Raw genomic sequence first — 25,701 nt, 5'->3', positions numbered from 1 at the left:
AAGTCTCGGGCGAGGAGCTAGGGCAGCATCAGTTCGCCGTCAACGCGGCGTGGAATGCCCAGGGGGTTACTCTCGCGCAGCGCCGGGTGCAGGACGGCGTCCGGCGCATCCTGGTAGGCCACCGGACGCTGGAACCTGCGCACCGCCGTCGCCCCAACCGAAGTGAACAGCGAAGTGGTGGCCGGGTACGGTCCGCCGTGTTGCTGCGCCCAGTTCACGGCAACGCCCGTGGGCCAGCCGTCGAACAGGACGCGGCCGGCAAGGCCGGACAGCTGTTCCACGAGCCCGGAGACGTCTTCGCCGGGCTGGGCGTGCAGTGTGGCCGTGAGGCTGCCCGGCACCTTCGCCAGCACGGCGGAGAGCTCCTCCTGGCCCGAGTATTCGATCAGCAGGGTGGTGGGGCCGAAGCACTCCTCCAGCAGCTCGTCCGCACGCTCCAGCACGTTGGCGGCGGACGTGGAGAACACCACGGGCGCCGCACCGTCCTGGGTGGCATCTTGGTCCACCGTGCCGCTGACGATGTCCACGTCCGGTACCGAAGCCACGCTGCGCAGGCCGTCCGGGTAGGCGTCAGCGATGCGCTGGGTGAGCATGGCAGCCGTCGGCTTATCCTTGCTGGCTTCTGCCAGCTCCGCGGCAAAACCCGTGCCCGCCGGAATGAAAACCAGGCCCGGCTTGGTACAGAACTGGCCTGCACCCATAGTGAATGATCCGGCCAGTCCGGCGGCAAGCTGGCCGGAACGCCCGGCCAGGGCTGCGCCGGTAATGACAACAGGGTTGAGGCTGCCCAGTTCGCCGTAGAACGGGATGGGATCGGGGCGGGAGACAGCCAGGTCAAAGAGGGCCCGGCCGCCGGGGATGGACCCGGTGAAGCCCACTGCCTTGATGGCGGGATCCTGGACCAGCGCGGTGCCCACCTCGCGGCCGCTGACCAGGGCGAAGAGACCCTCCGGGGCGCCCGCCGATCGCAAGGCGTGCGTGACGATCTCTGCGGTCCGTTCGGACAGCCTCAAGTGCCCCGAGTGGGCCTTGACCACCACCGGGCAGCCCACCGCCAGCGCGGAGGCAGTATCCCCGCCAGCCACGGAGAAGGCGAACGGGAAGTTGGACGCGGAGAAGACCGCTACCGGGCCAATGGGCCGCAGGATGCGGCGCAGGTCCGGCTTCGGCGGGGTGGCGGACGGATCCGCGTGGTCGATCACTGCTTCGAGGTAGGAGCCTTCGGTGATCACGCGGGCAAAGAGGCGGAGCTGCCCTGAGGTGCGCGCCACCTCGCCGGTCAGCCGGACTGTGCCAAGGCTGGTTTCCGAATCGGCGATGGCCACAAGTTCGGCCACATTGGCGTCCAGCGCGTCGGCAACGGCGCTGAGCCAGCTGGCCCGTTCGGCGTCGGAGGCCGCCGCTGCGGTGGTGGCCGCTTTGCTGGCGGCAGCCGTGAGCTCTGAAAGCGAGAGGGTTGCAGTTGTCACTGGAGTTACCTGTTCTTCGTGTCGGAGTTCATCGTGTCGGAGTTCATCGTGCCGGCGGCATTTCACTGAAGCGGAAGCCGAGGCCCGGCTGGTCCGTGAGCGTCACGCGGCTCTCGCTGAAGCGGACCGGTGACGGTTCAACCAGGACGCCCAGCTGCTCAAAGGAAGCGTCTTCCACATCCTCCACCAAGGTAGGCTCCGCAAGGGTCAGGGCCAGCTGGGCGGAGAGTTCGGGCAGCAGGTGGGGCATCACCCGGATGCTGTTAGTCCGGGCCAGTTCCACGATCCGCCGGAATGGCGTGATGCCGCCCACCCGGATGATGTTCGGCTGGATGATATCCACGGCCTCTGCGTCTATGAAGTCTCGGAAGCGGTAGATGGTGTGCAGGTTTTCGCCCAGGGCGATGGGGACCGGCGAGTGCTTGCGGAGCCTGCGGTAGGCCCACAGGTCGTCCGCGCGGATGGGTTCTTCTAGCCATTCCAGCCCATAGCCGGCCAATACGTCCAGCGCCTTGAATGTGGTGGGCAGGTCCCAGCGCTGGTTGGCGTCAATCATGAGCTTCCGGTCCGGCCCCAGCACAGACCGGACGGCCGCCACCCGCTCGGCGTCCTCACGGATGTCCGGCTTTCCCACCTTGATCTTGACCGCCTGGTGCCCCGCGTCCACCCAGCGCCCGGCCTGGGCCACCAGCTCCTCAAGCGTGTAATGCAGGTTGACGCCGGAGCCGTACACCTCGGCGGACTCCTGCCGTTGCCCCAGCAGCCCTGTCACCGAGGTCTGTGCGCGGCGGGCCTGGAGATCCCAGAGCGCCAGGTCCACACCAGCCATCGCGATGGTGGTCAGTCCCCCGCCGCCGGCCTCGTGCAGCCGCTTCCACAAGGCATCCCACACCGTCTCCGCATGCGCCGGAAGGCCGGCGACGAAGGGGGCGATGTCATAGTCCAGGAGGGCCTTGACGGCCTGTGGACCAATTGTGGGCGTCCACGAAAAACCGTGCCCCGCGCCGCCGTCGTCCGTGTGGATTTCCGTGACGATCACATGGTTCTCCGGCGCCTCCACGCCCCAGTTGCGCCGCAGCGGAACGGTCAGGAGCCGGGTGGAAAGGCCGGTGATGCGCGGTGCCGTCCGGATGGCTTGGGCAAGGGGCATGCTCATCAGCGGCCGGCCAGCTCGTAGCCCTTGGCGAGGATGGACTTCAGCTGGACCAACTGGTCCTCCGTGGGGTCCACCAGCGGCGGGCGCACCGACCCAACAGCCAGTCCGCCGAGCCGCAGGCCCGCCTTGATGAGCGAGACGCCGAAGCCCGGGGTCTGGTCGCGGAGACGCACCAGCGGGGCGTAGAAACCCTCAAGCAGGGCATTGCGGCGATCCTCGTCGTCCGACATGTACGCGTCGTAGTACGCCTTGGCGATCTCCGGGGCCATGGCGAACGCGGCGGAGGAGTACAGCGGGATGCCCAGTCCGCGGTACGCGCCCTGGGTGAGCTCGGCGGTCAGGAGGCCGTTGAACAGGGCAAAGTCTTCGCGTCCCGTGGTACGGACGGCGGACACGATCTCCTGCGCCAGGCCAACATCGCCCAGGCCGTCCTTGAAGCCGATGACCTTGGGGTTGGCAGCCAGTTGCGCCATGGAGGCCGCCGTGAACTTGGCGTTGCCGCGGTGGTAGACGATCACCGGGAGACTGCTGGCATCCGCCACGGCCTCGATGTAGGCCACGAGCCCTTCGGTGGGGCCAGTGACGAGGTAGGGCGGCAGGACCAGGAGTGCGTCGGCACCTGCCTCCTCGGCCACGCGGGCTGCAGCAAGCGCATGGCCCAGCGGCCCGCCGGCCCCGGCAACCACCGGCACCTTGCCGGCCACAACCTCGACGGCGGCAGCCACCACGGTGCGCACCTCATCGATGCTGAGGGCATGGAATTCGCCAGTTCCGCAGGCGGGAAAGACGCCCCCCGGTCCGAACGCCAGCCTTGAGCTGATGTGCTCCTTGAGGACGTCCACGTCGACGGTGCCTTCGGACGTGAACGGGGTGACGGGGAAGAACAATACGCCGTCGAATTTCATGGTGTCTCCTTGGGTCCGGTGCCAGCCGTGACCAGCGCTGCGGACGTCTCGTGTTTGAGGGATGTTGCTGTCCTGAGTTCGGTCCGCCAGCTGCGCTTGGGCTCCCAGCCAAGCAGCTCACGCGCCTTGGCAATCGAAAATGCAGGGCTGGTGCCGGTCAGTCCGGCACTCAGTTCGGCGCTGCCGGGAAGGAACCTCGGCATCAGGTCGGCCAGCGGTGCCGTAGCCAGTGCGTCGGCGGCGCCCACGAAGAACGTTTCGCCGTTGGGGACGGAGTCCATCTTCTTCAGGAGCACGTCCAGGAAATCGGCGACGTCGCGGGCATCAACATAGTTGAATAACGCCGGCGCGGACAGCGCGGGATCCGCCAGCCGCTCGGCCACGGTATGCCCCTGCTGGGTGGGCGCGCCGTCCCATTCCTCGGGCGAGATGACGTAGCAGGGCCGGAACGCCGCGTAGCGGATCTTCTCCCCCTGCGCCGCCGCAAACATCTCCACAGTCTGTTCCGCGATCAGCTTTGAGAGCGCATACGCGTTCCACGGCCGCGGAATGGTCCGCTCATCCACGGGGAACCTGTCCGGCAGCCAGCCGGCCGGTGAACCGTAGCCCAGCACTGTGGGGCTGCTGGCGGTGACAATCTTGCCGATGCCCAGTTCCGTGGCCGCGCTGATAACGGCGTAGGCAAGGCGGGTGTTGGTGGCGAAGATGACATCTTCCGGCGCACTGAACGGGACGGCTATCGCCGCGAGGTGGACGACGGCGTCGGGCGTGGTTTCCCGAAGGAGGCGCAACGCCTCGCCGGGGGCCAGCAGGTCGCCGGTTTCCTGCACGACGCCGGCTGGCAGCTGGTCCGCCGGGACGGCGTCACGGTCCACCGAAATCACGTGGTGGCCCGCTTCCGCGAGCCCGGCCACGACGCTGCGTCCCAGCCGGCCGGAGCCGCCGGTGACAAAGATCCTGCTCATGTTGGTTCCTTAGGTCTCAATGTCCGCGGACTAGGCGCCGCGGCGGAGGTCGGCGCCGAGATCAAGGTCTTCGATGCGGACCGGCAAGGATGACTCCAGCGAGCGGTTGCCGGCAATCCCCACGGAGACGGAGCGGAGGCCGTCCAGGTAGCCCGAGGGCCGTCCCAGGGGATCCTCGCCGGGACCGTTGAAGAGGTCCGAGAGGAGGAGTTCGTCGCCCCCGCCGTGGCCGCCTTCACCGTTGACGATCGGAACCTCATAGGCAGCTTCCCAGTGGCGCTGGACCAGCAGGCGTTCGCCGTTGCGGCGGACGGCGTCCTCCTCCTCGACCGGGGTGGCGCTCGGATCCACCACCGTCTTTTTGTCCGTGCTGCTCAGGACGGCGGCGCGCTCCACCACTTCCAGCTCGGCCCGGCCCTCGGTGCCGTTGACGGCCACGCGGTAGCCTTCCCACGGGCTGTGCGCGTTCAGGGAGTAGCTCAGGCGCGGACCGCCCTGGTACTCCACCACAAGCGCCAGGTTGTCTTCAATCGTGATGCCGCCGGTGAACACATCCTGGTCGCGGCGGTAGCCGTCGTAGTGCTCGTTGTCCAGGAAGAGGGCCTTCAGTCGCTCATCCTCACGGAGGTCAAGCGCGAACGGATCCTTTTCGGCTGTTTTGTCCCCGGTGCCGGGGGTTTCGGCGTCGGGCGTTCCCCGCTCCGGACGGGGACCGAGGCCGCGTTCGGCAGCGTTTTTGTCGCCATAGAACTTCAGTCCGCCGGAGGCGAAGACGCGCTCAGGGACGTCGTTCAGCCACCAGTTGACCAGGTCGAAGTGGTGTGAGGCCTTGTGGATCAGCAGGCCGCCGGAGTTCTTCTTCTCTCGGTGCCAGCGCCGGAAGTAGTCCGCGCCGTGGACGGTGTCCAGGACCCAGCTGAAGTCGATGGAGGTGACCTTGCCGATCACGCCGCTCTGGATAATCTCCTTCAGGGCGCTGTTGCGCGGCGAATAGCGGTAGTTGAAAGTGACCACCACGTTGCGGCCGGTCTCCTCCACGGCCTTGGTGATCCGGCGGCAGCCTTCGGCGTCGATGGTGAGCGGCTTTTCAACGACGACGTCGGCGCCCGCCTCGAGTGCCTCCACGATGTAGTCGGCGTGGGTGTAGTCAGGGGTGGTCACCACGACGCGGTCGATGTTGTTGGCCTGGATGAAGGCCGTCAGGTCCGCCGGATCGAAGGAAGCAACGGGACCGGCTGCGCCCAGATCATGGATGAGCTTCTGGTAGAACTCCACGCGGCCGGGGTTGACGTCGGAGAACGCCACCAGCTCGGCGGTATCCGCGTGCTTGCCGAAGATGGCGCGGATGTACATTTCCGAGCGGCCGCCGGTGCCGATCAGGGCGATGCGGGCTTTGGCCCGCTGCCCTGCCTGTGGCGCAGCTGCCGCAGCATCACCGGTGCGGGGTTCGGAGCTCGATGCCCCGGTGGCAGAACTCGATTGGGCTGTGTTGGCCATGAGGGGTTCCCTTCAAAAAAAGCTCATACTCGGCCGGACGCCAGCTGTTGTTCGTGCGGCGGGCTGCTGACGTGGCCGATCTGTCCGTTCGACCGAGAAAGCGTTTTCTCGGTCGGCTATATGATTTCTATCAATAGATGCACAGTCCCGTCAACCATTATGCCCCTAGGAGAAAGCGTTTTCTAGGCTGCATCTTCCTCCGTTGGCACCAGAACTGCCCTGGAGAGCGCCCTCACCACAGAAATCGGTTTCCGATAGCGTTATATGCTTTCTCTCACAACACCGCTGGCCCCAAGGTCCAGAGCCCGCCACCCCAGGCGGGCACAATGGGTCCAAGGGACTTACGAAAGGCAGACCATGGTGAGGAAATCGGCGAGCGGCAGAATCGGAATCGCGGACGTTGCCGTCAAGGCCGGGGTTTCACATGCCACGGTTTCGCGCGTCATGAATGGGAACTTCACGGTTGATCCGGACATCGCGGCACGCGTGCGGGCAGCCGCCGCCGAGCTGAAGTACCAGCCCAACCCCGTGGGACGCAGCCTGGCGTTGGGAAAAACAGACACCATCGGCATCGTGGTTCCGGATCTGGCAAACCCCACGTTCCAGGCCATCCTGCGCGGATTGAGCCGGGCAGCAGCGCAGGACGGCTACCGCGTCCTGATCGCTGATTCCTTCGAGGTCTCCAGCGAGGAAGCCATCCTGGCCAGCGAGGCCAGGCGCCGGTGCGACGGCCTGGTGCTGTGCGCACCGCGCATGAGTGACGCCGAACTTGAGGAAATAGCGCCGTCCCTGCATCCTTTGGTGCTGATCAACAGGACCACAACAGTAGCCGAGGTGCCCAGCCTGGTGGTGGACTACGGGCAAGGCGTCCAGGACCTCGCCGAGCATCTGGTGGGGCTTGGCCATACCCGGCTGGCCTTTCTGGCAGGGCCTGCACGCAGCGCCTCCAACGGGCTCAGGCTCCAGGGACTGGAGGCGTTCAAAGCGGCCCATCCGCAGGTGGAGGTCAGGATGCTCGAAGGCGGCTCGGACTTCGACACCGGCCACGGAGCCGTCGATGCCGTGCTGGACAGCGGCGCTACCGGCATCCTGGCCTTCAACGACCTTGTGGCCATGGGCCTGATGAGCGGTCTGCACGAACGCGGCGTGGATGTACCGGGAGACATTTCCGTGACTGGCTTCGATGACATCCCCTTCGCCAGGTACACCACACCCACCCTCACCACGGCCGCCGTACCCATCACGGAACTTGGCCAGCAGGCGTGGCACCAGCTGCGGGCGCTCATCCGGAAGGAAGAAAGCGACGCGCCTGGCAGCAGGTACCAGCCGCGGCTGGAGATCCGCGCCAGCAGCGGCCCCGCGAAGAACTAGCTTGCCCCCGGAGTTTTTGTCCATATGACGCCACCTCAACACGGTTTTCGCGGCATTATCTGGACAAAGCTCCTACCCCTGCCGGACCCCGGCTTCGCGGTAGTAGCCCTCGATGTGGGCGGCCACCAGCCTGGCCGCACTGTCGCCGTCGTCGTTCCGGATGGCGGCCAGAATCTCGCGGTGCTCTGCCCGCAGGCGCGACGCTGTGGCGTCCCAGTCCGGGAGGTTGGCCGTGAGCTGCGCGGCGTAGCCCTGAATGGATTCGCGCAGCGAGCCCATCATGGCGCTGACCACGGCGTTGCCGGCAGCGTCTGCGAGGGCAAGGTGGAACCGGACGTCGAGTGCCAGGAAGTCATCTGCGGCCAGTCCGTCCTTGCCGACTGCATCCATCTCATCCAGGAGCGCAGCGGCCGCGGCCAGTTCCGGGGCGTCCGGCCTGGCACGGGCCGCCGCCCAGGACTCCAGCAATACTCGGGTTTCCACGATGTCCGAGACGGGAAGGTGCTGCGTGGCGACGTGGAGCCGCAGCGCCGAGCCGAGCGCCGCCGTCGGATCGGAAATGACCACCGTCCCTGCCTCCGGGCCTGACCCGACGCCGGCGCGGACCACCCCCATGGCTTCGAGAATCCGGATGGCCTCGCGCACCGAAGTCCGGGAGACCTGCAGCTGTTCCGCAAGGGTCCGTTCAGCGGGCAGTCGGCCGCCCACGGTCAGCCGTCCTTCGGAAAGCTGGTTCTCGATCCAGTGCAGGACAAGCTGATGGGTACGCATGGTGCCATCCTAGTTGATGTGGTTGGACCACATGCCTTACTGTGGTTAGACCACAGGCGCCCGGCCCACCTGTCCGGCCGACCTGTCCGGCCCACCAACTGTCCGGCCCACGAACTGAGGAAGCCATGACCCACACGATCCAGCCGAACAACCCTGAAACCACTTCGGCCGCGGACTCCACGGAGATCCCGGCGGCCGGCGTCCCGGCTTCCCAGCCCGCCGCCTCCCCTGTGGTGCCTGCGGCGCTCAGGCGCCGAATTCCCAAGTACTCGGATCTGGCTCCCCTCATGCAGTTCAAGAAGCCTGAGTTCAGCAAGGAAGCCCGCCTGAGGCGCGCCAGCACCATCTGGGAACTCCGCGACATCGCCAAGCGCCGCACCCCGCAGGCCCCCTTCGACTACACCGACGGCGCCGCCGAAGCCGAGATCACCCTGCGCCGTGCCCGTGAGGCGTTCCTGGACATCGAGTTCCGTCCCGGCATCCTCCGGAACGTCTCCAGCATCGACCTCAGCACCGAAATCCTGGGCAAGTACTCCCGCCTTCCCGTGGGCATCGCGCCCACCGGCTTCACCCGGATGATGCAGTCCGAGGGTGAATACGCCGGCTCGCAGGCCGCGGAAGCCGCCGGAATCCCCTATACCCTCTCCACCATGGGCACCGCCTCCATCGAGGATGTGGCCGCCGCAGCACCCAACGGGCGCAACTGGTTCCAGCTCTACCTGTGGACGGACCGGGACCGTTCGCTGGAACTCATCGAGCGCGCCGCCAATGCCGGAAACGACACCCTCATGGTCACGGTGGACACCGCCGTCGCCGGCGCCCGCCTCAGGGACGTGCGCAACGGCATGACCATCCCGCCGGCGCTCACCATCAAGACCGTGCTGGACGCGTCCTACCGCCCGGCCTGGTGGTTCAATTTCCTCACCCACGAGCCGCTGACCTTCGCCTCCTTGTCCCGCTACACCGGCACCGTGGCGGACCTCATCAACTCTATGTTCGATCCCACCCTCACGTTCGAGGACCTGGACTGGCTGCGCGAAACCTGGAAGGGCAAGCTGGTGGTCAAGGGCATCCAGACCGTTGAGGACGCCCGCAAGGTGGTGGACCATGGCGCCGACGGCGTGGTGCTCTCCAACCACGGCGGCCGCCAGCTGGACCGCGCCCCTATTCCGTTCCACCTGCTCCCGGAGGTTTCCGCAGCGTTCAAGGCGGACAACTCCGACGCAGCCATCATCCTGGACACGGGCATCATGAGCGGCGCCGACATCGTGGCCGCCCTGGCATTAGGTGCAGACTTCACCATGATCGGGCGCGCTTACCTTTACGGCCTGATGGCCGGCGGCCGGGCCGGCGTGGACCGCGCCATCCAGATCCTCGAGAAGGACATGGCCCGCACCATGGCGCTGCTGGGCGTCAGCAAGATCTCCGACCTGACCCCGGACCACGTGCGGCTGCTCAACAAGTAAGGTCCCCGCCCGCCCAAGTGACTCGCAGTTAATGCGCCCAAAACGGGTTTTCACAGCGTTAACTGCGAGTCAGTTGGGCTAAAGGAGCTATTTCTTGCGGCCGAACTTCGGCAGGTTGGGGAGGTTGGCCAGCAGGTCCGCGGCTTTCGTGGCGGCCCGGCCCACGGTGCGGCCGATCTGCTGCGGCACCGTGTCGTCGCTGAGCGGAGCGGCGGTGCCGCCGGGAATGACGACGGCGGGACTCAGTTCCGCGCTCCCGCGCGCCAGCACGCCGGCAGCAACCGCATCAGCGGCGATTGCCTCAGCAGCCATGGCATCCGTCTCCTTCCGGGTGGCCTGGGGCTGGCCGCCCGGCCCCACGGGAACCTTGGCGGCCGGGGATCCGGCCTCGGCGGTGCCTTCAGCACGCGGGCCGACGTCAAACGTTTCCAGCCACTTCACGATTCCCTCAAGCGGTTTGGGGTTCAGCGCGTAGTAGCGCTTCTGACCCTCCGCACGCATGCTGACAAGCTGTGCCTCCCGCAGGACCTTAAGGTGCTTGGAAATGGTCGGCTGGCTGGCGGACAGCTCCTCCACCAGTTCCCCCACTGCCTTGTCCCCTGCGCGAAGCGATACCAGGATGTCGCGCCGGGTTGCTTCCGCAATGACGGCAAATACGTCGTCTGTCACCATGCCTCCCACCCTAGCGACATATACGCCGAAAGGCATCAACTATTTCGGCAACCGGCATCGCGCCAAACCACTTGCTGCCCGGGCCAGGCTTAGTCGAACCACGGGTCCAGGCCGTACAGCGGAAACACTGCCTTGCGCGTGGCCATGACAGTCCGGTCCACAGCATCGTTGGGGTCGAAACCCACTTCCCAGGAGCGCCACCACAGCTCCACGTCATCGCCCATCAGCCCGGGCGTGGCAGTACCGAACTTATCCTCGACATAGGTGCGCCAGTCCTCCGGCACGGGAGTCTTCAGCGGCACGGGCCGGCCCGCCGCGATGGCGATCAGGTGGCTCCAGGACCGCGGGACGACGTCGGTGACGTTGTAGCCTCCGCCGCCGGTAGCGATCCAGCGGTTGCCGCAGTGCCGGGCGGCAAGATTCCCGACGGCGGCAGCCGCCTCGCGCTGTCCGTCAACACTGATGTTGAGATGGGCCAGCGGATCCAGCCGGTGCGAGTCGCAGCCGTGCTGGCTCACGATGACCTCGGGTTCGAAGGCGCCCACGAGCTGCGGCACCACGGCGTGGAAGGCCCGCAGCCAGCCGGCATCCCCTGTGCCGGAAGGCAAGGCGACGTTCACAGCACTGCCCGCAGCATGCAGGCCGCCGATCTCGTTGGCGAAGCCGGTTCCCGGAAAGAGCGTGAGCCCGCTTTCATGCAGCGAGATGGTGAGCACCCGGGGATCGTCCCAGAAGATGCTCTCCGTCCCGTCCCCATGGTGGGCGTCGACGTCGATGTACGCCACGCGCCGGATGCCGCCGTCGAGCAGTTTACGGATCGCGAGCGCTGAATCGTTGTAGATGCAGAAACCGCTGGCGCGGTCGCGGGCGGCATGGTGCAGGCCGCCACCGAAATTCACGGCGTGGAGAGCAGACCCGTCCAGGACAGCGGACGCCGCGAGCAGGGAACCGCCGGCCAGCCTCGCGGCGGCCTCATGCATTCCGGCGAAGGCGGGATCGTCCTCAGTACCCAGGCCCCGGGCTTCGTCCGGTACCGTAGGGTCGTCGCTGACTCGGTGCACTGCCTCCACGTATTCGGGCGAGTGCACCGTCTCCAACTCGATGTCTGAAGCGACGGCGGGAGCCTCAACGGAGACGTGCGCCAAATCCAGCAGCCCCAGGCTCCGTGCCAGCCGCGCCGTAAGGTCCATCCGTGCCGGCGCCATCGGGTGGCCCAGGCCGAAATTGTAGGCGGTCATGGATGAATTCCACACCACCGTCGTTGGTGGTGCGGGCTGGCTGAGACCGGGCAGGTATGTCATCAATCACAGGCTACCCGAGCACGCCAACCCTCCAGCCCAGTCATTACGCGGCCATTAGTGGTTTACTACTGAAGGAAACAGTTTCTACCGAGGAATAGCCACATATGACGGAACGCCAGTCGAGGCCCCGGATCCCGGCCAGCTGGCAGCCTGCCGCACCGGAGCGGGAAGGCCTTTGGATCTTCACGCGGCTGCGCGACTTCATTGACGACATTGCCAATACGTCGCCGGCCCGGCTTGCCCTGAGCGCCTTCGCCGCCGTCTGCCTGGTGTTCACGTTTCTTCTTTCGCTGCCCATCTCATCGGCAACCGGTTCGGCCACGCCGTTGCACCAGGCGATGTTCACGGCCGTTTCCGCCGTCTGCGTCACCGGGCTGACGGTGGTCTCGACGGCGGTGCACTGGTCCTTCGTGGGCCAGCTGATCATCCTGGTGGGCATCTTCGTCGGCGGCCTGGGAACGCTGACACTGGCTTCGCTGCTGGCGCTGATGGTGAGCAAAAAGCTCGGTGTCCGCGGCAAGCTCATTGCCCAGGAGGCCATGAACAACGCCGGCCGCCTGGGAGAGGTAGGTACTCTGCTGCGCATCGTCATCACCACTTCGGTGGTGATCGAAGGCGTTCTGGCAATGGCCCTGATCCCCCGGTTCCTGGTGCTGGGAGAGCCATTCTGGCAAGCCGTGTGGCACGGTGTCTTCTACTCAATCTCGTCCTTCAACAACGCTGGCTTCACGCCGCATTCGGACGGCATCGTGCCCTACGAGACCGATCTGTGGATCCTGGTCCCGCTGATGCTGGGCGTGTTCCTGGGCAGCCTTGGCTTCCCGGTGGTTATGGTCCTGCAGCAGAACGGGCTCAACTGGAAGAAATGGAACCTGCACACCAAGCTGACCATCCAGGTGTCCTTTATCCTGCTGGCGGCCGGCACGGTGCTCTGGGCGCTGATGGAATGGGACAACGCGCGCACCATCGGGCCCATGGAACTCGGCGACAAGATCACGCACTCACTCTTCGCCTCCGTGATGACCAGGTCCGGCGGCTTTAACCTCGTGGACCAGAACCACATGGAGTCCACCACCATGCTGCTCACGGATGCGCTCATGTTCGCCGGCGGCGGTTCGGCCTCCACTGCAGGCGGCATCAAGGTCACCACCATCGCCGTGATGTTCCTGGCCATTGTGGCGGAGGCCAGGGGCGACGCCGACGTCAAAGTTTATGGCCGGACCATCCCGCAGGGCACTATGCGGGTGGCCATCTCCGTGATCGTGGCCGGAGCCACCCTGGTCTCCGTGTCCGCATTCCTGCTCCTGCAGATCAGCGGCGCGTCCCTGGACCGGGTGCTGTTCGAAACCATTTCGGCCTTCGCCACGGTGGGTCTGAGCACCAACCTCAGCGCCGAACTGCCGCCGTCGGGCGTCTACGTCCTCACTGCCCTGATGTTCGCGGGCCGCGTAGGCACCGTTACCCTTGCCGCAGGCCTTGCACTGCGCCAGCGCAGCCAGCTATACCACTATCCGGAAGAGAGGCCCATCATTGGCTAATTCCCCAGGCGCCCCCAACCGCCCCGCCCACAACGCACCCGTGCTGGTGATCGGTCTGGGCCGCTTTGGCTCCTCCACCGCCGAACAGCTCGTGAAGCAGGGCCGTGAAGTGCTTGCCATCGAACGCGACCGGACCCTGGTTCAGAAGTGGGCGCCGCTCCTCACTCACGTGGTTGAGGCGGACGCCACCAACATCGATGCGCTGCGCCAGCTCGGAGCGCAGGAGTTCACCTCCGCCGTGGTGGGCGTGGGCACGTCCATCGAGTCCTCCGTGCTGATCACCGTGAACCTGGTGGACATGGGTATTGAGCATCTCTGGGTCAAGGCCATCACGCCTTCGCACGGCAAAATCCTCACACGGATCGGCGCCAACCACGTTATCTACCCGGAAGCTGACGCCGGCGTCCGTGCGGCGCACCTGGTCTCCGGCCGCATGCTGGACTTCATCGAATTCGACGACGACTTCGCCATCGTCAAGATGTACCCCCCGCGTGAAACGGTGGGCTTCACCCTGGACGAATCCAAAGTCCGCTCCAAATACGGTGTGACGATCGTGGGTGTGAAGTCCCCGGGCGAGGACTTCACCTACGCGCGCCCGGAGACAAAGGTGTCGTCCCGCGACATGCTGATTGTCTCGGGCCACGTTGACCTGTTGGAACGCTTCGCGGCCCGGCCGTAAAGACTGCCCCCTCGCCACTTTCTCGCCCTGTTGGCAGGGGGGTTGGAAAGAGGTGAAGTCAGCCGAGCTGGCGGGTGATCTCGGCGGCCCGGTCCGCTGCGGCGCGGGCGCCCGCGGCAATGATTGAGGGGATGCCGCGCTCATCGAACGTGGCAAGGGCGCGTTCGGTGGTGCCGTTGGGGCTGGTTACGGACTTGCGCAATGCCGAAGGATCAGCGCCGGGCTCGGCCAGCATAAAGCCTGCACCAGCCACTGTTTCGCGGGCCAGGAGCACGGCCAGGTCAGGGTCCAGGCCCAGCTCGACCCCCGCCGCTGCCATGGCCTCCGCCAGGTAGAACGCGTAGGCCGGCCCTGAACCGCTGATCGCCGAAAGGGCATCCACCTGTTCCTCCGGCACCTCCACCACGGTGCCGGCCGCCTTCAGGATGTCTTTGGCTCTTTGGAGCTGCTCCGGCGTGCAGTTGCTGCCAGGCGATACGGATACGACGCCGCGGCCCAGCTTGGCGGGAACGTTGGGCATGGTCCGGATGACCGGCTGGCCAGCTGGCAGCGCGGCTTCAAGCTGCGCCAAGGAAACGCCCGCAGCCACGCTGATCACGATGGTTCCCGGCGACAGGGAACTGCTGATCTCCCGTGCCATGTCTGCGATGCCCACCGGCTTGGTGCCCAGGATCACGACGGCGGAGCCCTTCGCCGCCTGCTTGTTGTTATCCGGCTCCTCCTCGCCGGCAATGGCGGTGATGCCATGGTGGCGTTCGGCCAGTTCCGCCGCCCGCTCTGCCCTCCGGACGGTGGCCACAATGTCTGAGGCGTCTATTCCGCCTTCCACCAGGCCACCCAGGATAGCTTCGTTCATGGATCCACAGCCAAGGAATGCGATTCGGTTGCTCATGGCTCCATCATTGCAGTTCCGCGGCCGCGCTGCAGAAACGGAAGAAGAACTACAGGGAACTGCCAGATAGCGATTCACAGGAGACTCCCATGTTCGCCGCAGGTCGCACACAAGTTGGGCGCCTAACGTAGTTAGTACCTCATTGAGGGTGCGAGTGATGCGGCAAGCATGGGGATGTTTGCCCGTGGCGCCGGTGGTCTGCAGCAGGTTTTCCCCCCATTTTCCTGCCGCAGGGCACCGGTGCTTTCGCAATTAAGGCGAGCGTCAGCCGGCGTGTTCACCCCCGGCTCAGCCGGTGTGCTCAGCCGGCGTGTTCACCCCCGGCTCAGCCGGTGTGCTCAGCCGGTGGTGCTCAGCCCGCGAGAGAGCCCTCCGCTGCCACCATATTGGGTGCCACAACGTGGGGCGCCGGGTCCAGCGGGCCCGCAAAAACGAGCTGGTCCAGCCTGCGCAGGATCAGGCCTTCACGCAGCGCCCAGGGACAGATCCTGATCTTCTTGAACCTGAACAGTTCCAAGGCTGCTTCCGCCACCAGCGCACCCGCGAGGAGCTGGTTGGCGCGGGCTTCCGAAACGCCCGGCAGATGCAGCCGGTCCTCCGTCTTCATGGCCGAAATCCGCTGGGCCCAGACACCGAGGTCCGTCCCGTTCAGCTCACGCTTCACGTACGGCCCTGCGGCACTGGGGGCGGCGCCCGCGATCCTGGCCAGCGAACGGAAGGTCTTGGACGTCCCCGCCACGAGGTTTGCCCGGCCCAGGCCATCGAGTTGGCTGACCGCAGGTTTGAGCGTGGCGCGGATGTACCGGCGCAGCTCCTTCACGCTCTTGGCCGACGGCGGATCTTCGGCCAGCCAGTCCCGGGTGAGGCGGCTGGCTCCGAGCGGGACGGAGGTGGCGACTTCGGGCAGTTCATCCTGGCCGAAGGCCATTTCAAACGATCCGCCGCCGATGTCCAGGTTCAGGATGGGCCCGGCGCCCCAGCCGTACCAGCGCCTTACGGCGAAGTAGGTCATGGATGCCTCTTCGCTTCCCGTCAGTTCCGCCAGCGTCACGGTGGTCTCGTCTTTGACGCGGGCAAGCACCGCCGGGCCGTTGGTGGCTTCGCGGATGGCCGACGTACAGAACGCCAGCAGGTCCTCAGCTTTGTGCCTGGCCGCGAACTCCCAGGCTTCCAGGACGAACTCCGTCAGCTCATGCTGACCGGCGTCCGTGATGTTGCCGTCCCCGTCCAGATACTGGACCAGGGAGATCGGCCGCTTGTGCGAGGCAAAAGGCACCGGACGCGCGCCAGGGTGGGCATCCACCAGGAGGAGGTGCACAGTATTGGACCCGATATCGAGGACGCCTAGCCGCATGCTGCCATTATTCCCCGGCCCGGCCCCTCATCCACAACCGGCGCGGAAGATATCAGTTCGCGGCGGGATCCGCGGGCGCGCCGTCGGGAAGCTCATCCGCACGTTTGAAGTCGCGCTTGATGTTGGCCACACCCTCAGGATTGATCTCGAAACCGAACGCGGCGCCCGGGTTGATCACCATTCCGAGCTCCTCGCCGATGTTGGCGATGATCGCAGCGCCCTGCGTCCCCAGCACATTCGGCGCGGCCTCAAGGTACTGCACGTCAACGCGGCTGGGGTGCGAGAAGACCGCCAGGACGGGGTCGCCGTCGGCGTTGGCCAGTACCAGTGGTTCCACCTGGGAGTCCTCGCCCTCGATCCCTTCGGTGCTGACGACGTAGACCTCGCTGTTGAGGAACGACAGGATGACGTCCACCGGGCTGGCGTCCGGCTGTCCGCCCTTAGCGAGCTTTTCCTCGAGGTCGTTGAGCGGCTGGAGATCCATGTGCGCGGGCTGTTCAGTCATGCATCTACTCGATCACGTTGCGGACCACGGCGCAAACGGAAATCTGCTCCAACGCGAAATCGCCGGAAGCGTGCGGTTCGCCAGATACTTCCGGCGAACCCGCATGTTTCGGCGAAATCGGTGCTGATGCCTTATTTTTTTGCGGCGGCTTTCTTCTTCGCGGGGGCCTTGCGGGCCGTCGTCGTGCGCTTGACCGGGCCCTTGGCCCGCTTCTCGGCGAGAAGTTCGACGGCGCGTTCCCGGGTAAGTTCCTCAAGCGAGGTGGTGCGCGGCACGGTGATGTTGGTGACGCCGTCGGTAATGTACGGACCGAAGCGGCCTTCCTTCACCACGATGTTCTTCTCCGAAACGGGGTCCGGGCCGAACTCGGCCAGGGGCGCCACCGCGGCACGGGCACCGCGCTGCTTGGGCTGGGAGTAGATCTCCAGTGCCTGCTCCAGGGTGATGGTGAAGATTTCCTCTTCTGAGCCGATGGAGCGCGAGTCGGTGCCCTTTTTCAGGTACGGGCCAAAGCGTCCGTTCTGCACCGTGATGAGGTTGCCTTCGGCGTCCTCCCCCAAGGCCCGGGGCAAGCTCATGAGCTGCAGTGCCTCGTCCAGGGTCACGGAATCGACAGACATCGAGGCGAACAGGGAGCCCGTGCGCGGCTTGGCCTTGACGGGCTTCTTCGGTGGTTTGGGCTTGCCGTTCTTGTAGTAATCCACCGGCTGGTTGGCCAGCTGTTCCTCGGTCATCTCCGGAATGATTTCGGTGACATATGCGCCATAGCGGCCATTCTTGGCAACAACGGTGTGCCCGGTGTGCGGGTCGGCACCCAGCACCCGTTCCTCCGGTGCCGCTGTTTCCATCAGTTCGATGGCCTTGGCTGCAGTCAGTTCATCCGGGGCCAGGTCTTCAGGAACGTTGGCGCGGGAGGATTCGACCACCTCGCCGGTCTTGGGATCCACCGAAGGAATGGAGCTCTCCAGGTACGGTCCGAACTTGCCCACCCGCAGCGTGATGCCGTCGGTGATGGGGACGGAGTTGATCTCGCGGGCATCGATTTCGCCGAGGTTGTTCACGATGCTCAGCAGGCCTGGATCAGCGTCTTCACCGTAGTAGAAGTGCTTGAGCCAGGCAGCACCGACAGCCTGGCCGTTGGCGATCCTGTCCAGGTCACCTTCCATGTCGGCCGTGAACTCGTAGTCCACGTAGTCGGTGAAGTGCTGCTCCAGGAGGCGGATCACCGAGAAGGCGATCCAGCTCGGGACCAGGGCCGAACCCTGCTTCCGGACGTAGCCGCGATCCTGGATGGTGGAGATGGTGGAGGCATACGTGGACGGGCGCCCGATGCCTTTCTTTTCAAGTTCGGCCGTCAGCGAGGCTTCCGTGAAGCGCGGCGGCGGGGAGGTCTCATGGCCCACGGCCACAATATCCGACGCCGTGAGGGCATCGTCCTTGGCCACGTTCGGCAGCCGGCGGGCTTCCTCGGAGTCGTCGTCCCCGCGGCTTTCGTCCTTGCCTTCCTCATAGGCGGCAAGGAAGCCGGGGAACGTGATGACGGTACCGGAGGCGGAGAATTCGGCGTCCCGGCCGTCAGCAGCCACGGCGCCAAGGCGAATGGTGGCTGTGGAGCCCTTGGCATCGCCCATCTGCGAGGCGACGGTGCGCTTCCAGATGAGCTCGTACAGGCGGAACTCGTCGCCGGACAGCTGCTTGGCCACCTGCGCCGGGGTGCGGAAGGAGTCACCGGCGGGACGGATGGCCTCGTGGGCTTCCTGCGCGTTGGCAGCTTTGCTGGAGTAGACGCGGGGTGACTGCGGGATGTACTCCGGGCCGTACAGCTCGGAAGCCTGGCGGCGGGCGGCCGTGACGGCTTCATCACTCAGCGCCGAAGAGTCAGTACGCATATAGGTGATGTAGCCGTTTTCATACAGGCGCTGGGCAACCTGCATGGTGCTCTTGGAGGAGAAACGCAGCTTGCGGCCAGCCTCCTGCTGGAGCGTGGAGGTGGTGAACGGAGCCGCTGGGCGGCGCGTATACGGCTTGGTGTCCACGGACCGGACGCGGAAGTCGGCATCCTGCAGGCCGGCGGCCAGCGAGGTGGCCAGTTCCTCGTTCAGGTGGGCCGCATTGCGGGAGGTGAGTTCGCCGTCGTCGTTGAAGTCACGGCCAGTGGCCACCTTGGCGCCGTCAACGGCAGCCAATTTGGCTTTGAAGGAACCGGAACCGGCACCGAACTGCCCGGTGAGGTCCCAGTAGGACGCGGCCCTGAACGCCATGCGTTCGCGTTCGCGGTCCACCACCATGCGGGTGACCACTGACTGCACACGGCCGGCGGACAGGCCGCGGGCCACCTTGCGCCACAGGACCGGGGAAATCTCGTAGCCGTACAGGCGGTCCAGCACGCGGCGGGTTTCCTGGGCATCCACCAGGGCCGCATCAACATCGCGCAGGTTGTCCATGGCGCGATGGATGGCTTCCTTGGTGATTTCGCCGAACGTCATCCGGTACACCGGGACCTTGGGCTTGAGGACTTCCAGCAGGTGCCACGCGATGGCCTCGCCCTCGCGGTCCCCATCGGTTGCGAGATAAAGAGCGTCAGCGTCTTTGAGCTGGGCCTTGAGTTCGGCCACCTTTTTCTTCTTGTCCGGCGATACCACGTAGTACGGCTTGAAGTCGTTTTCGATGTCGACGGCGAACTTGCCCACGGACGTTTTCTTCAGTTCCGCGGGGAGTTCGGACGGCTGCGGCAGGTCGCGGATGTGACCGATGGAGGCCTCTACGATGAAACCCTCGCCGAGGTACTTGGCGATGGTCTTGCTCTTGGCCGGAGACTCCACGATCACGAGTTTCTTGCCGGTTTTGGCCTTGCTTGGCACGGTGCTCCTACAGAAAAAGGTTGCTCGGGCAGATGCGCCCATATTGGCCTAGTTCACCATATTTTGGTCAAACATGCGCATTCCTGTGGAAAACGTGCGGCTTTTCGCGCTGTGGTGATGGCCCGGATTTCCAGCGTTTACACCGCGCCCGAGGTGTCGTCCGCCGCACGCGCGGCGGCCAGATCGGAGCCAGGCAGCAGGAAGCCGTCGCGCACCAGGTTCCCTACTTCGGTGAGCAGCCCGCTGCGGAACGCGCCGGCGTCGAACCCCTCCTCCCCCGCAAGACTTCCGCCCAACAAGGCTTCCAGGGCGCCGATGATCTGCCCGACCGAGAGATCGCCGTCGCAGGCCGAGACGAATCCTGCCAGTTCCGTGCTGAGCAGGTTGGTCCGGCGCAGCCCGGCTCCCTGGCGGAGCAGGATCACCCCGGGGTGTTCGGCGCCGGGGCGCTGGTGGCGTTCCTCGGTGACGTCATCCGCCACCAAGAGGTGCGCATCCTCCAGGCTGTTCTCCTCCAGCCAGTCGGAACGCTCGACTGCGGCGCCCATGTGAGGCCCGATGGGCTGTTCTATGGGATACGTGATTTCCTCGAAGCGGGTGATGGCAGCTGGGCCAGCGTCCCGCCGGGCGGGCCTGCGCAGCCAGATCATGCCAAACCCGATTCCTTCCACGTTCCGGGAAGCGAAGTCGGCCAGGTAGGCCCCATAGGCGTCCTGGTAATGCTGACGGTCCCGGGTTTCCGAAGCATCCTGCAGCCAGGTTTCGGCGTACTGCTCCGGGCCCACCTGTTCGCGCTGGATGAACCACGCGTCCACGTCCGGGCTGACCCACGCGTGCGGCCGTTCCGACCACGGCGTACCGGCCGCGATCTCCCAGTTTCCCAACAACTGGGCCGTCCCGCCTGGCGCGAGGACATCGGGCAACGCCGCCACGAGCGAGGCCACGATCCCGTCGCCGGGCAGGCCGCCGTCCCGGTAGGTGAACTGATCCGCAGCCAGTTCACCCAGCGTCCGGGGCGTGATCACAAAGGGCGGATTGGACACCACCAGTTCAAACTCTTCACCGGCCACAGGGTCCAGCAGCGAGCCCAGCCGCAGGCTCACCCGGTCATCCAGCCGGTCCGGGTCCAGTCCCAGTGCCTCGGCATTAAGGAGCAGGTTGAATCTGGTGAAAGCCAAGGCCCGCTCGGAGATGTCGGTGGCGGTCACGTGCTCGGCGTGATGCAGGAGGTGGAAAGTCTGGATCCCGCAACCAGTGCCCAGGTCCAGCGCCTTGGTTACGTGCGGGCGGATGGTGGTCTGCACCAGCGTGGTTGACGCCTGCCCGATCCCCAGCACGTGGTCGTGCCGCAGCACCCCGGCCTGCTGATGCGCGGCGAGATCGCTCGTCACCCAGAGTTCGGCTCCCCCGCTGGCTGTGCCTGTTGCGGCGTTGCCGGTTGCGTCGTCCGCCGCCCAGCCGTACGGCCGCAGATCCGCCTTGGCGGCTATCAGTTCAGAGCCTGGCGCAGGCTCAACCAACCCCAGCTCCAGCAGGCCGCCGGCACGGATCCCCGGCAGGGCGGCGTCGAGGATTTCACGCTTCTGCGGTTCCGACAGCAGCCAGAGACGTACGACGGCTGCGAGGGCCGCCGCTGCTGGTCCGCCACCGGCGGGGGAACCGTGCGCAGCAGTTTCGGTGGCGAGCAAAGCCGGAATGACCTGGTCCCGGTTCAGCGCACGGTAGGCGGACTCGCCCAGAAGCCCCGCCACGCCGTCGAGCGTGTAACCCACTTGGCGCAAATCCGAGGCAAGCGCAGTGAGCAGCCCTGGGAGGTCGCTGCGCGGAGCATCGGGGGTGTTGCCGGCCGAAAAGTGCGTTGAGTCAGTCACCGGTCAAGTCTATTGGCGGCGGGATGCCGGGGCGTTTCCCGCCCCCGCATCCCCCCGTCGACGACGGGCGGTTACAGGTTCTGCTCCGCGTAGAACCTCAGCGCATCCCGGACGAAGACCGCCCCCTCGTGGCCCCCGTAGTTCGCGCCGAACCGCGGGTCAGCCACGTACATCTCGCCGAGACCGGTGACGTACGCCTTGACGCCCGCCTTGCCCCCGCCCTTGTCAGAGGCCGGTGTGCCGGGAATTGCCGTCAGCCATTCGATATGACGCTTCGCAACGGCCTGGGCTTCCGCACTGTCCGGTGCGATGCCGGCGGTGGCGGCCGCAATCCAGTCAGCGCCCAATTGCTGCGAGCGCTGCTTCCAGGCGCTCTTCTCCTCGGCGCTCATGCCGCGCCACCACGAATCCCCCTTCGCATACGCGTCCTTCCCCCAGCGCTCCTCCACCTCATCCTTGTACTGCGTGTGGTCGAAACCGTTGAACATGTCCTCTGCCATGATTTCGCCGCCTCCTTTCACTGCGTCAATGGTTTGCCTGACCGACGCGATCTGCCGCGCCAGCCTGTCCTGCTCCTGCCTGAGCCACTCCAGATGGCCGGCGAGCGCCTTGGCGGCGTCCGCCTGGTCGTCGAGCACCTGGCTGATCACCGGCAGGCCAAGGCCCAACCCGCGCAGGAGCAGGATGCGCTGGAGCTGCACCAGCGCGTCCTGGTTGTAATACCGGTAGCCGTTGTGCCCCGTCCGGCTCGGTTTGAGCAGGCCGATGTCGTCGTAGTGGCGCAGCGTCCTGCTGGTGGTGCCTGCGATCCGGGCTATGTCCTGGATGGACCAGTCCATCTCCTCCTCCTTCCTGAGCGGGCCGATACCTCGACTGTAGATGTTGACGTAGCGTCAAGGTCAAGAGCTCGCTCAAGATGGTTGTGACCGCCGGGCGTATCATGGACGCATGCACACGCAGCAGCGATTTATCAGCCCTCGGCCGCTTACCGGCCGCACGGGCTTCCCATCGCGCGCCTGACTGGAGCTGCCGGGGTCCGTCCGGCGCAGCGGCTGAGGGCCATTCCCCTCCCTCCCGCAAACTGACGCACCCTAGGACCCGCCATGAAAAAGTACCTCTCCCTTGCCCGGCTCAATTCCGCCCTGTCCCTGCGTGACCTGTCCGATCCCGACGCCGGCCCGCACGCCATGCAGCTGCTCCTCGCCGACGTCGTGGCCGGCCTGGAACGCCTCTGGGCGGTGACGTCCCGGACGCACCGCCTCAGTCCGCTGGTGGCCACTGCCGACAACTACGATCGGCTGGGATATTCCCCCGACGACGTCACACGGGACTCGCGTTATTCCCGCCACGTGAGCCCCACGGTGATGCTCCGCAGCCACACCTCCTCGGGCATCCCCGCCCTGCTGGATTCGCTCCGCGGCGAGCTGGGCCACTACGACCGGCTTCACGTCCTTCCGGGCCTGGTGTACCGGCGCGACGCGATCGACCGCACCCACGTGGGAGCCCCGCACCAGGTGGATCTCTGGCGACTGAAGGCACGCGGCCTGCTGGGTCAGGCAGATCTCGAAGCGATGACGGCGGCCGTGGTGGAGGCCGTCCTTCCCGCTGCCGAGTACCCCGACGTCCGGTGGCGCGCCACGCCCGCCCGCCACAGCTACACCGCAGCCGGACGGCAGCTGGACGTCCTTGTCAGCCAGCCGGACGGGCGCGGCGAATGGCTGGAACTGGCAGAATGCGGCCTGGTGGCCGCGCCTGTCCTCCGCGGTTCCGGCCTGGATCCCCGCCGTTGGGCCGGTCTGGCGCTCGGCATGGGGCTGGACCGGGCGCTGATGCTGCGCAAGGGAATCACGGACATCAGGCTCTTGCGTTCCACGCACCCGGAGATCCAGGCCCAGCTGCTGGACCTCTCGCCGTACCGTCCCGTCTCGGCCATGCCTGAAATCCGGCGCGACCTTTCCCTGGTGCTGCCTTCCGAAGCCGACGCCGACGTCGAACTTCTCGGCGACCTGGCCCGTGACGCCCTGGGGCAGGACGCAGAGGTCCTGGCGGCCCTGGAGGTCAAGGCCGTAACGCCGACGGCGGAGCTGCCGCCGGCCGCCGTCGAGCGTTTGCGGATGTCTTCCGGCCAGGTGAACGTGCTGCTGCGGCTGGTGCTGCAGCCGTTGGACCGGACATTGACTGACCCTGAGGCCAATGCGCTGCGGGACCGCGTCTATCTGGCACTGCACCGGGGCGAGGTGCTGGAGCTGATCGCAGGGTAGCGTTTGCCGGGTAAATTGGAGGCATGGCTCTCCTTCTTCCCTCCTTCCCGCGGGCAGCTTCCTGGGTGGCAGCGGCCGCCGCCCTGCTGGCCGTTTCCGGCTGTGGGCAGCAGGTTTCGGTCGAGAACGCGGACGTGCCGGCGTGGCAGGCCACGGCGCTGCCATCCGCTGCCGGAACGGTGGCGGCGGACTCCGGGAAGATCCTCAACGCGCAGCCGAGGGCCCACACAGAGGAGGTGCCAGCAGGTACCTACACGTTGACGCTGGTGTGCGAAGGCGGAGGCAAGGCATTCCTGGCGGTGCGTTCCGGGGGCCGCGAATTGGCCGACTTGGGCGCGGCCTGCTACCGCACCCGCGAGAGCGTCAAGGTCACCGTTGCGGAGTCCGGCCCGCTGGAAATCAGTGCATCGAGCGTGGATGCACCCCTGCTCTACGCGTACCAGCTGGCAGCGGCCGGGTAGTCGGGTTCCTTGGCTGGCCCCGCAGGACACTGTGTCGGCGCCATGCGCCTGGAGAAGGTGCCCCGCCAGCAGAAGTGGCCGCGGCAGGCACCGCCGGCGGCATCCCCCACCCGGCCGAAACCCTAGTCCTGCATTAGGGGGAGGCACCCTCTGGTTTGCCGCCAGTCCCGGGCCTACAGTCAGAGTATGCCCGCCTCGAAGGGGCCCATCCGCCGCGCTGCGGTTCCCGTCCCTGGCTATTCCCCGTCCCGGACGGCGACGCTGCGCACCCGGACCAGGGCCACCGTCGTGCTCTGGACCGCAGGCACTCTTGTGGCCGGCGCGTCACTCACGGGGTGTGAGTACACGTTCGACGACGGCGGGAGCCGGGAACCTGCCGGCTCGGCGGCGCCGGCCGTCACGGACCCTGTGTTCACGCGCGACCCCCGGGACGGCCCGCCCGTCAGCGAGGCCGAAATGGGCCGCTGGCTGGAACAGGCGCTGCCCGACACGGGACGCGAGGTCCTCCACACGGGCCACGGTCTGCTGTCGGCGGGCGAGGTGAGGATCGAGAGCGCCCCGCAATTTCCGACCGGAACGTACGCCCTGGCCTTGGCGTGCAAGGGTCAGCGGCGGGTCAACTTCACGGTGCGCACCGACGATTTCACCATGGTGGATGTGGGCCTGCGCTGCGGATCGAGCCGGGAGAACGTGGTCTACCTGTCCAGGGACTCTGTGCTGACCTTCCGGATGGAGGCACGCTCAGCCGCCAACTATGCCTACCGCCTAATCCGGCGCTGACTCCTGACTGCTGGTTACGGCGGACTGGCCCTCAGGCCGCGCAGCCTTCGGGGCAGCGCAACGTCTCCGGACGGGAAGCGCATTCAGTGCAGTACAGCGTGAGGGTGCGGCAGCTGGGGTTGGAGCAGTTTTCGAACTTGCTGGTAGGCGCGGCGCAGCGGACACACTCGCCGATGGTCTTGGCATCCTCGCTGAACTCCAGGTGCATGCGCTTGTCGAAGACATACAACGACCCTTCCCAGAGGCCCTGGTCCTTGAAGGTTTCGCCGTAGCGGACAATGCCGCCGTCCAGCTGGTAGACCTCCGAAAAGCCACGGTTCACCATCAGGCTGGAGAGGACCTCGCAGCGGATGCCGCCGGTGCAGTAGGTGACTATCGGCTGGTCCTTGAGGTCGTCATACTTGCCGGAATCAAGTTCTCTGATGAAGTCGTGAGTGGTGGCCACGTCCGGGACGATCGCGTCCTTGAACTTGCCGATCTGGGCCTCGAAGGCGTTGCGTCCGTCAAAGAACTTCACTGCCTGGCCGGTCTGCTTTTTGGCCTCCACCAGTTCGTGCAGTTCTTCGGGCTTGAGGTGCGTGCCGCCGCCCACCACACCGTTGGCGTCCACCTTGAGTTCACCGGGGGCGCCGAAAGAGACAATCTCGTCCCGGACCTTGACGCTGAGGCGGGGGAAGTCCTCCGCGCCGCCGTCGGACCATTTCACGTCGATGCCGTGGAAGCCCCTGTATTCGCGCGTGGTCTTCACATACTGCTTAACCGCGCCGATCTCGCCGCCCACCGTGGCGTTGATGCCGTCCCGGGAGATGAGGATGCGCCCGGTCAGCCCGAGTTTCTCGCACAGGGCGCGCTGCCAGAGCCGCACCGCGTCCGGATCCGCGATGGGGGTAAAGCCGTAAAAGAGCACAATTCGGTTCAAAGCCACG

General features: G+C 66.1%; 22 protein-coding genes. 7 read left to right on the top strand and 15 right to left on the bottom strand.

The genetic code is table 11. The annotated features are described in order from the left end of the window. Window positions 1–17: 17 nt before the first annotated feature. Genes QFZ30_RS02495 through QFZ30_RS02475 form a run of 5 tightly spaced genes read right to left on the bottom strand, consistent with a single transcriptional unit; the run spans window position 18 to window position 5,992 of the window. Window positions 18–1,469, bottom strand: a complete 1,452-nt coding sequence (locus QFZ30_RS02495) for an aldehyde dehydrogenase (NADP(+)) (protein WP_307073162.1) — start codon at window positions 1,467–1,469, stop codon at window positions 18–20. Between the two features lie 43 nt (window positions 1,470–1,512). Next, entirely contained in the window at window positions 1,513–2,625 is a 1,113-nt protein-coding gene (locus QFZ30_RS02490; protein ID WP_307073160.1) for a mandelate racemase/muconate lactonizing enzyme family protein, read from the bottom strand. Beyond that, entirely contained in the window at window positions 2,625–3,530 is a 906-nt protein-coding gene (locus tag QFZ30_RS02485) for a 5-dehydro-4-deoxyglucarate dehydratase (RefSeq protein ID WP_307073158.1), read from the bottom strand. The genes QFZ30_RS02490 and QFZ30_RS02485 overlap by 1 nt, the downstream gene beginning before the upstream one ends. Next, window positions 3,527–4,495, bottom strand: coding sequence for an NAD-dependent epimerase/dehydratase family protein (locus QFZ30_RS02480; RefSeq protein ID WP_307073156.1), 969 nt, complete (start codon window positions 4,493–4,495; stop codon window positions 3,527–3,529). The genes QFZ30_RS02485 and QFZ30_RS02480 overlap by 4 nt, the downstream gene beginning before the upstream one ends. Window positions 4,496–4,525: 30 nt before the next feature. Then, window positions 4,526–5,992: a Gfo/Idh/MocA family oxidoreductase gene (locus QFZ30_RS02475; RefSeq protein ID WP_307073154.1), complete on the bottom strand. Its 1,467-nt coding sequence runs from the start codon at window positions 5,990–5,992 to the stop codon at window positions 4,526–4,528. 357 nt (window positions 5,993–6,349) lie between these two features. Between QFZ30_RS02475 and QFZ30_RS02470 the strand changes: the two genes are divergently transcribed. Next, entirely contained in the window at window positions 6,350–7,363 is a 1,014-nt protein-coding gene (locus QFZ30_RS02470; RefSeq protein WP_307073152.1) for a LacI family DNA-binding transcriptional regulator, read from the top strand. A 72-nt stretch (window positions 7,364–7,435) separates the two neighbouring features. Here the strand turns inward: QFZ30_RS02470 and QFZ30_RS02465 are convergent, their stop codons facing one another. After that, complete coding sequence (locus tag QFZ30_RS02465; protein WP_307073149.1) at window positions 7,436–8,134, bottom strand: FadR/GntR family transcriptional regulator; 699 nt, start codon at window positions 8,132–8,134, stop codon at window positions 7,436–7,438. Between the two features lie 125 nt (window positions 8,135–8,259). Between QFZ30_RS02465 and QFZ30_RS02460 the strand changes: the two genes are divergently transcribed. Next, window positions 8,260–9,600: an alpha-hydroxy acid oxidase gene (locus QFZ30_RS02460; protein ID WP_307073148.1), complete on the top strand. Its 1,341-nt coding sequence runs from the start codon at window positions 8,260–8,262 to the stop codon at window positions 9,598–9,600. Window positions 9,601–9,687: 87 nt separating this feature from the next. On the opposite strand, the gene QFZ30_RS02455 is transcribed toward QFZ30_RS02460, so the two are convergent. Then, window positions 9,688–10,272, bottom strand: a complete 585-nt coding sequence (locus tag QFZ30_RS02455; protein WP_307073146.1) for an ArsR/SmtB family transcription factor — start codon at window positions 10,270–10,272, stop codon at window positions 9,688–9,690. 89 nt (window positions 10,273–10,361) lie between these two features. Then, entirely contained in the window at window positions 10,362–11,573 is a 1,212-nt protein-coding gene (locus QFZ30_RS02450; RefSeq protein WP_307073144.1) for an acetoin utilization protein AcuC, read from the bottom strand. Between the two features lie 104 nt (window positions 11,574–11,677). Here QFZ30_RS02450 and QFZ30_RS02445 point away from each other — a divergent pair, with 104 nt between their 5' ends. Together QFZ30_RS02445 and QFZ30_RS02440 are read left to right on the top strand one after the other, a co-directional pair. After that, the gene (locus tag QFZ30_RS02445) at window positions 11,678–13,111 is read left to right on the top strand and encodes a TrkH family potassium uptake protein (protein WP_307073142.1); all 1,434 of its coding nucleotides are present in this window, start codon (window positions 11,678–11,680) and stop codon (window positions 13,109–13,111) included. A 40-nt stretch (window positions 13,112–13,151) separates the two neighbouring features. After that, window positions 13,152–13,790 carry a potassium channel family protein gene (locus tag QFZ30_RS02440; RefSeq protein ID WP_307079999.1) on the top strand — a complete coding sequence of 213 codons (639 nt, stop codon included), beginning with the start codon at window positions 13,152–13,154 and terminating at the stop codon, window positions 13,788–13,790. Window positions 13,791–13,848: 58 nt separating this feature from the next. On the opposite strand, the gene proC is transcribed toward QFZ30_RS02440, so the two are convergent. The 6 genes from proC to QFZ30_RS02410 form a co-directional block, all read right to left on the bottom strand. Then, window positions 13,849–14,682 carry a pyrroline-5-carboxylate reductase gene (gene proC / locus QFZ30_RS02435; protein WP_307073140.1) on the bottom strand — a complete coding sequence of 278 codons (834 nt, stop codon included), beginning with the start codon at window positions 14,680–14,682 and terminating at the stop codon, window positions 13,849–13,851. Window positions 14,683–15,034: 352 nt separating this feature from the next. Next, on the bottom strand, window positions 15,035–16,036 hold the full coding sequence (locus tag QFZ30_RS02430) for a Ppx/GppA phosphatase family protein (RefSeq protein ID WP_307073138.1): 1,002 nt from the start codon (window positions 16,034–16,036) through the stop codon (window positions 15,035–15,037). 52 nt (window positions 16,037–16,088) lie between these two features. Beyond that, window positions 16,089–16,541 (bottom strand): SseB family protein, encoded by a 453-nt coding sequence (locus QFZ30_RS02425; RefSeq protein ID WP_307073136.1) that lies wholly within the window; start codon window positions 16,539–16,541, stop codon window positions 16,089–16,091. Between the two features lie 131 nt (window positions 16,542–16,672). After that, window positions 16,673–19,402 (bottom strand): type I DNA topoisomerase, encoded by a 2,730-nt coding sequence (topA, locus tag QFZ30_RS02420; RefSeq protein WP_307073134.1) that lies wholly within the window; start codon window positions 19,400–19,402, stop codon window positions 16,673–16,675. A 137-nt stretch (window positions 19,403–19,539) separates the two neighbouring features. Further along, window positions 19,540–21,273 carry a DUF7059 domain-containing protein gene (locus QFZ30_RS02415; protein ID WP_307073131.1) on the bottom strand — a complete coding sequence of 578 codons (1,734 nt, stop codon included), beginning with the start codon at window positions 21,271–21,273 and terminating at the stop codon, window positions 19,540–19,542. Between the two features lie 71 nt (window positions 21,274–21,344). Continuing rightward, window positions 21,345–22,112 (bottom strand): MerR family transcriptional regulator, encoded by a 768-nt coding sequence (locus QFZ30_RS02410; protein ID WP_307073129.1) that lies wholly within the window; start codon window positions 22,110–22,112, stop codon window positions 21,345–21,347. A gap of 264 nt (window positions 22,113–22,376) precedes the next feature. Between QFZ30_RS02410 and srmL the strand changes: the two genes are divergently transcribed. From srmL to QFZ30_RS02395, 3 genes are all read left to right on the top strand, one after another. Then, entirely contained in the window at window positions 22,377–23,534 is a 1,158-nt protein-coding gene (srmL, locus tag QFZ30_RS02405; RefSeq protein ID WP_307073127.1) for a PheS-related mystery ligase SrmL, read from the top strand. 23 nt (window positions 23,535–23,557) lie between these two features. Then, the gene (locus QFZ30_RS02400; protein ID WP_307073125.1) at window positions 23,558–23,995 is read left to right on the top strand and encodes a hypothetical protein; all 438 of its coding nucleotides are present in this window, start codon (window positions 23,558–23,560) and stop codon (window positions 23,993–23,995) included. Between the two features lie 186 nt (window positions 23,996–24,181). After that, window positions 24,182–24,775, top strand: a complete 594-nt coding sequence (locus QFZ30_RS02395; RefSeq protein WP_307073124.1) for a hypothetical protein — start codon at window positions 24,182–24,184, stop codon at window positions 24,773–24,775. Between the two features lie 31 nt (window positions 24,776–24,806). On the opposite strand, the gene trhO is transcribed toward QFZ30_RS02395, so the two are convergent. After that, window positions 24,807–25,700 carry an oxygen-dependent tRNA uridine(34) hydroxylase TrhO gene (gene trhO / locus QFZ30_RS02390; RefSeq protein WP_307073122.1) on the bottom strand — a complete coding sequence of 298 codons (894 nt, stop codon included), beginning with the start codon at window positions 25,698–25,700 and terminating at the stop codon, window positions 24,807–24,809. Window position 25,701 lies beyond the last annotated feature (1 nt).

Origin of the sequence: Arthrobacter pascens, assembly GCF_030815585.1 — a bacterium.
Classification (GTDB): Bacteria; Actinomycetota; Actinomycetes; order Actinomycetales; family Micrococcaceae; genus Arthrobacter; species Arthrobacter pascens_A.
The sequence above is the reverse complement of the archived record's forward strand: the minus strand, read 5'-3'. Positions and strand labels throughout refer to the sequence as shown.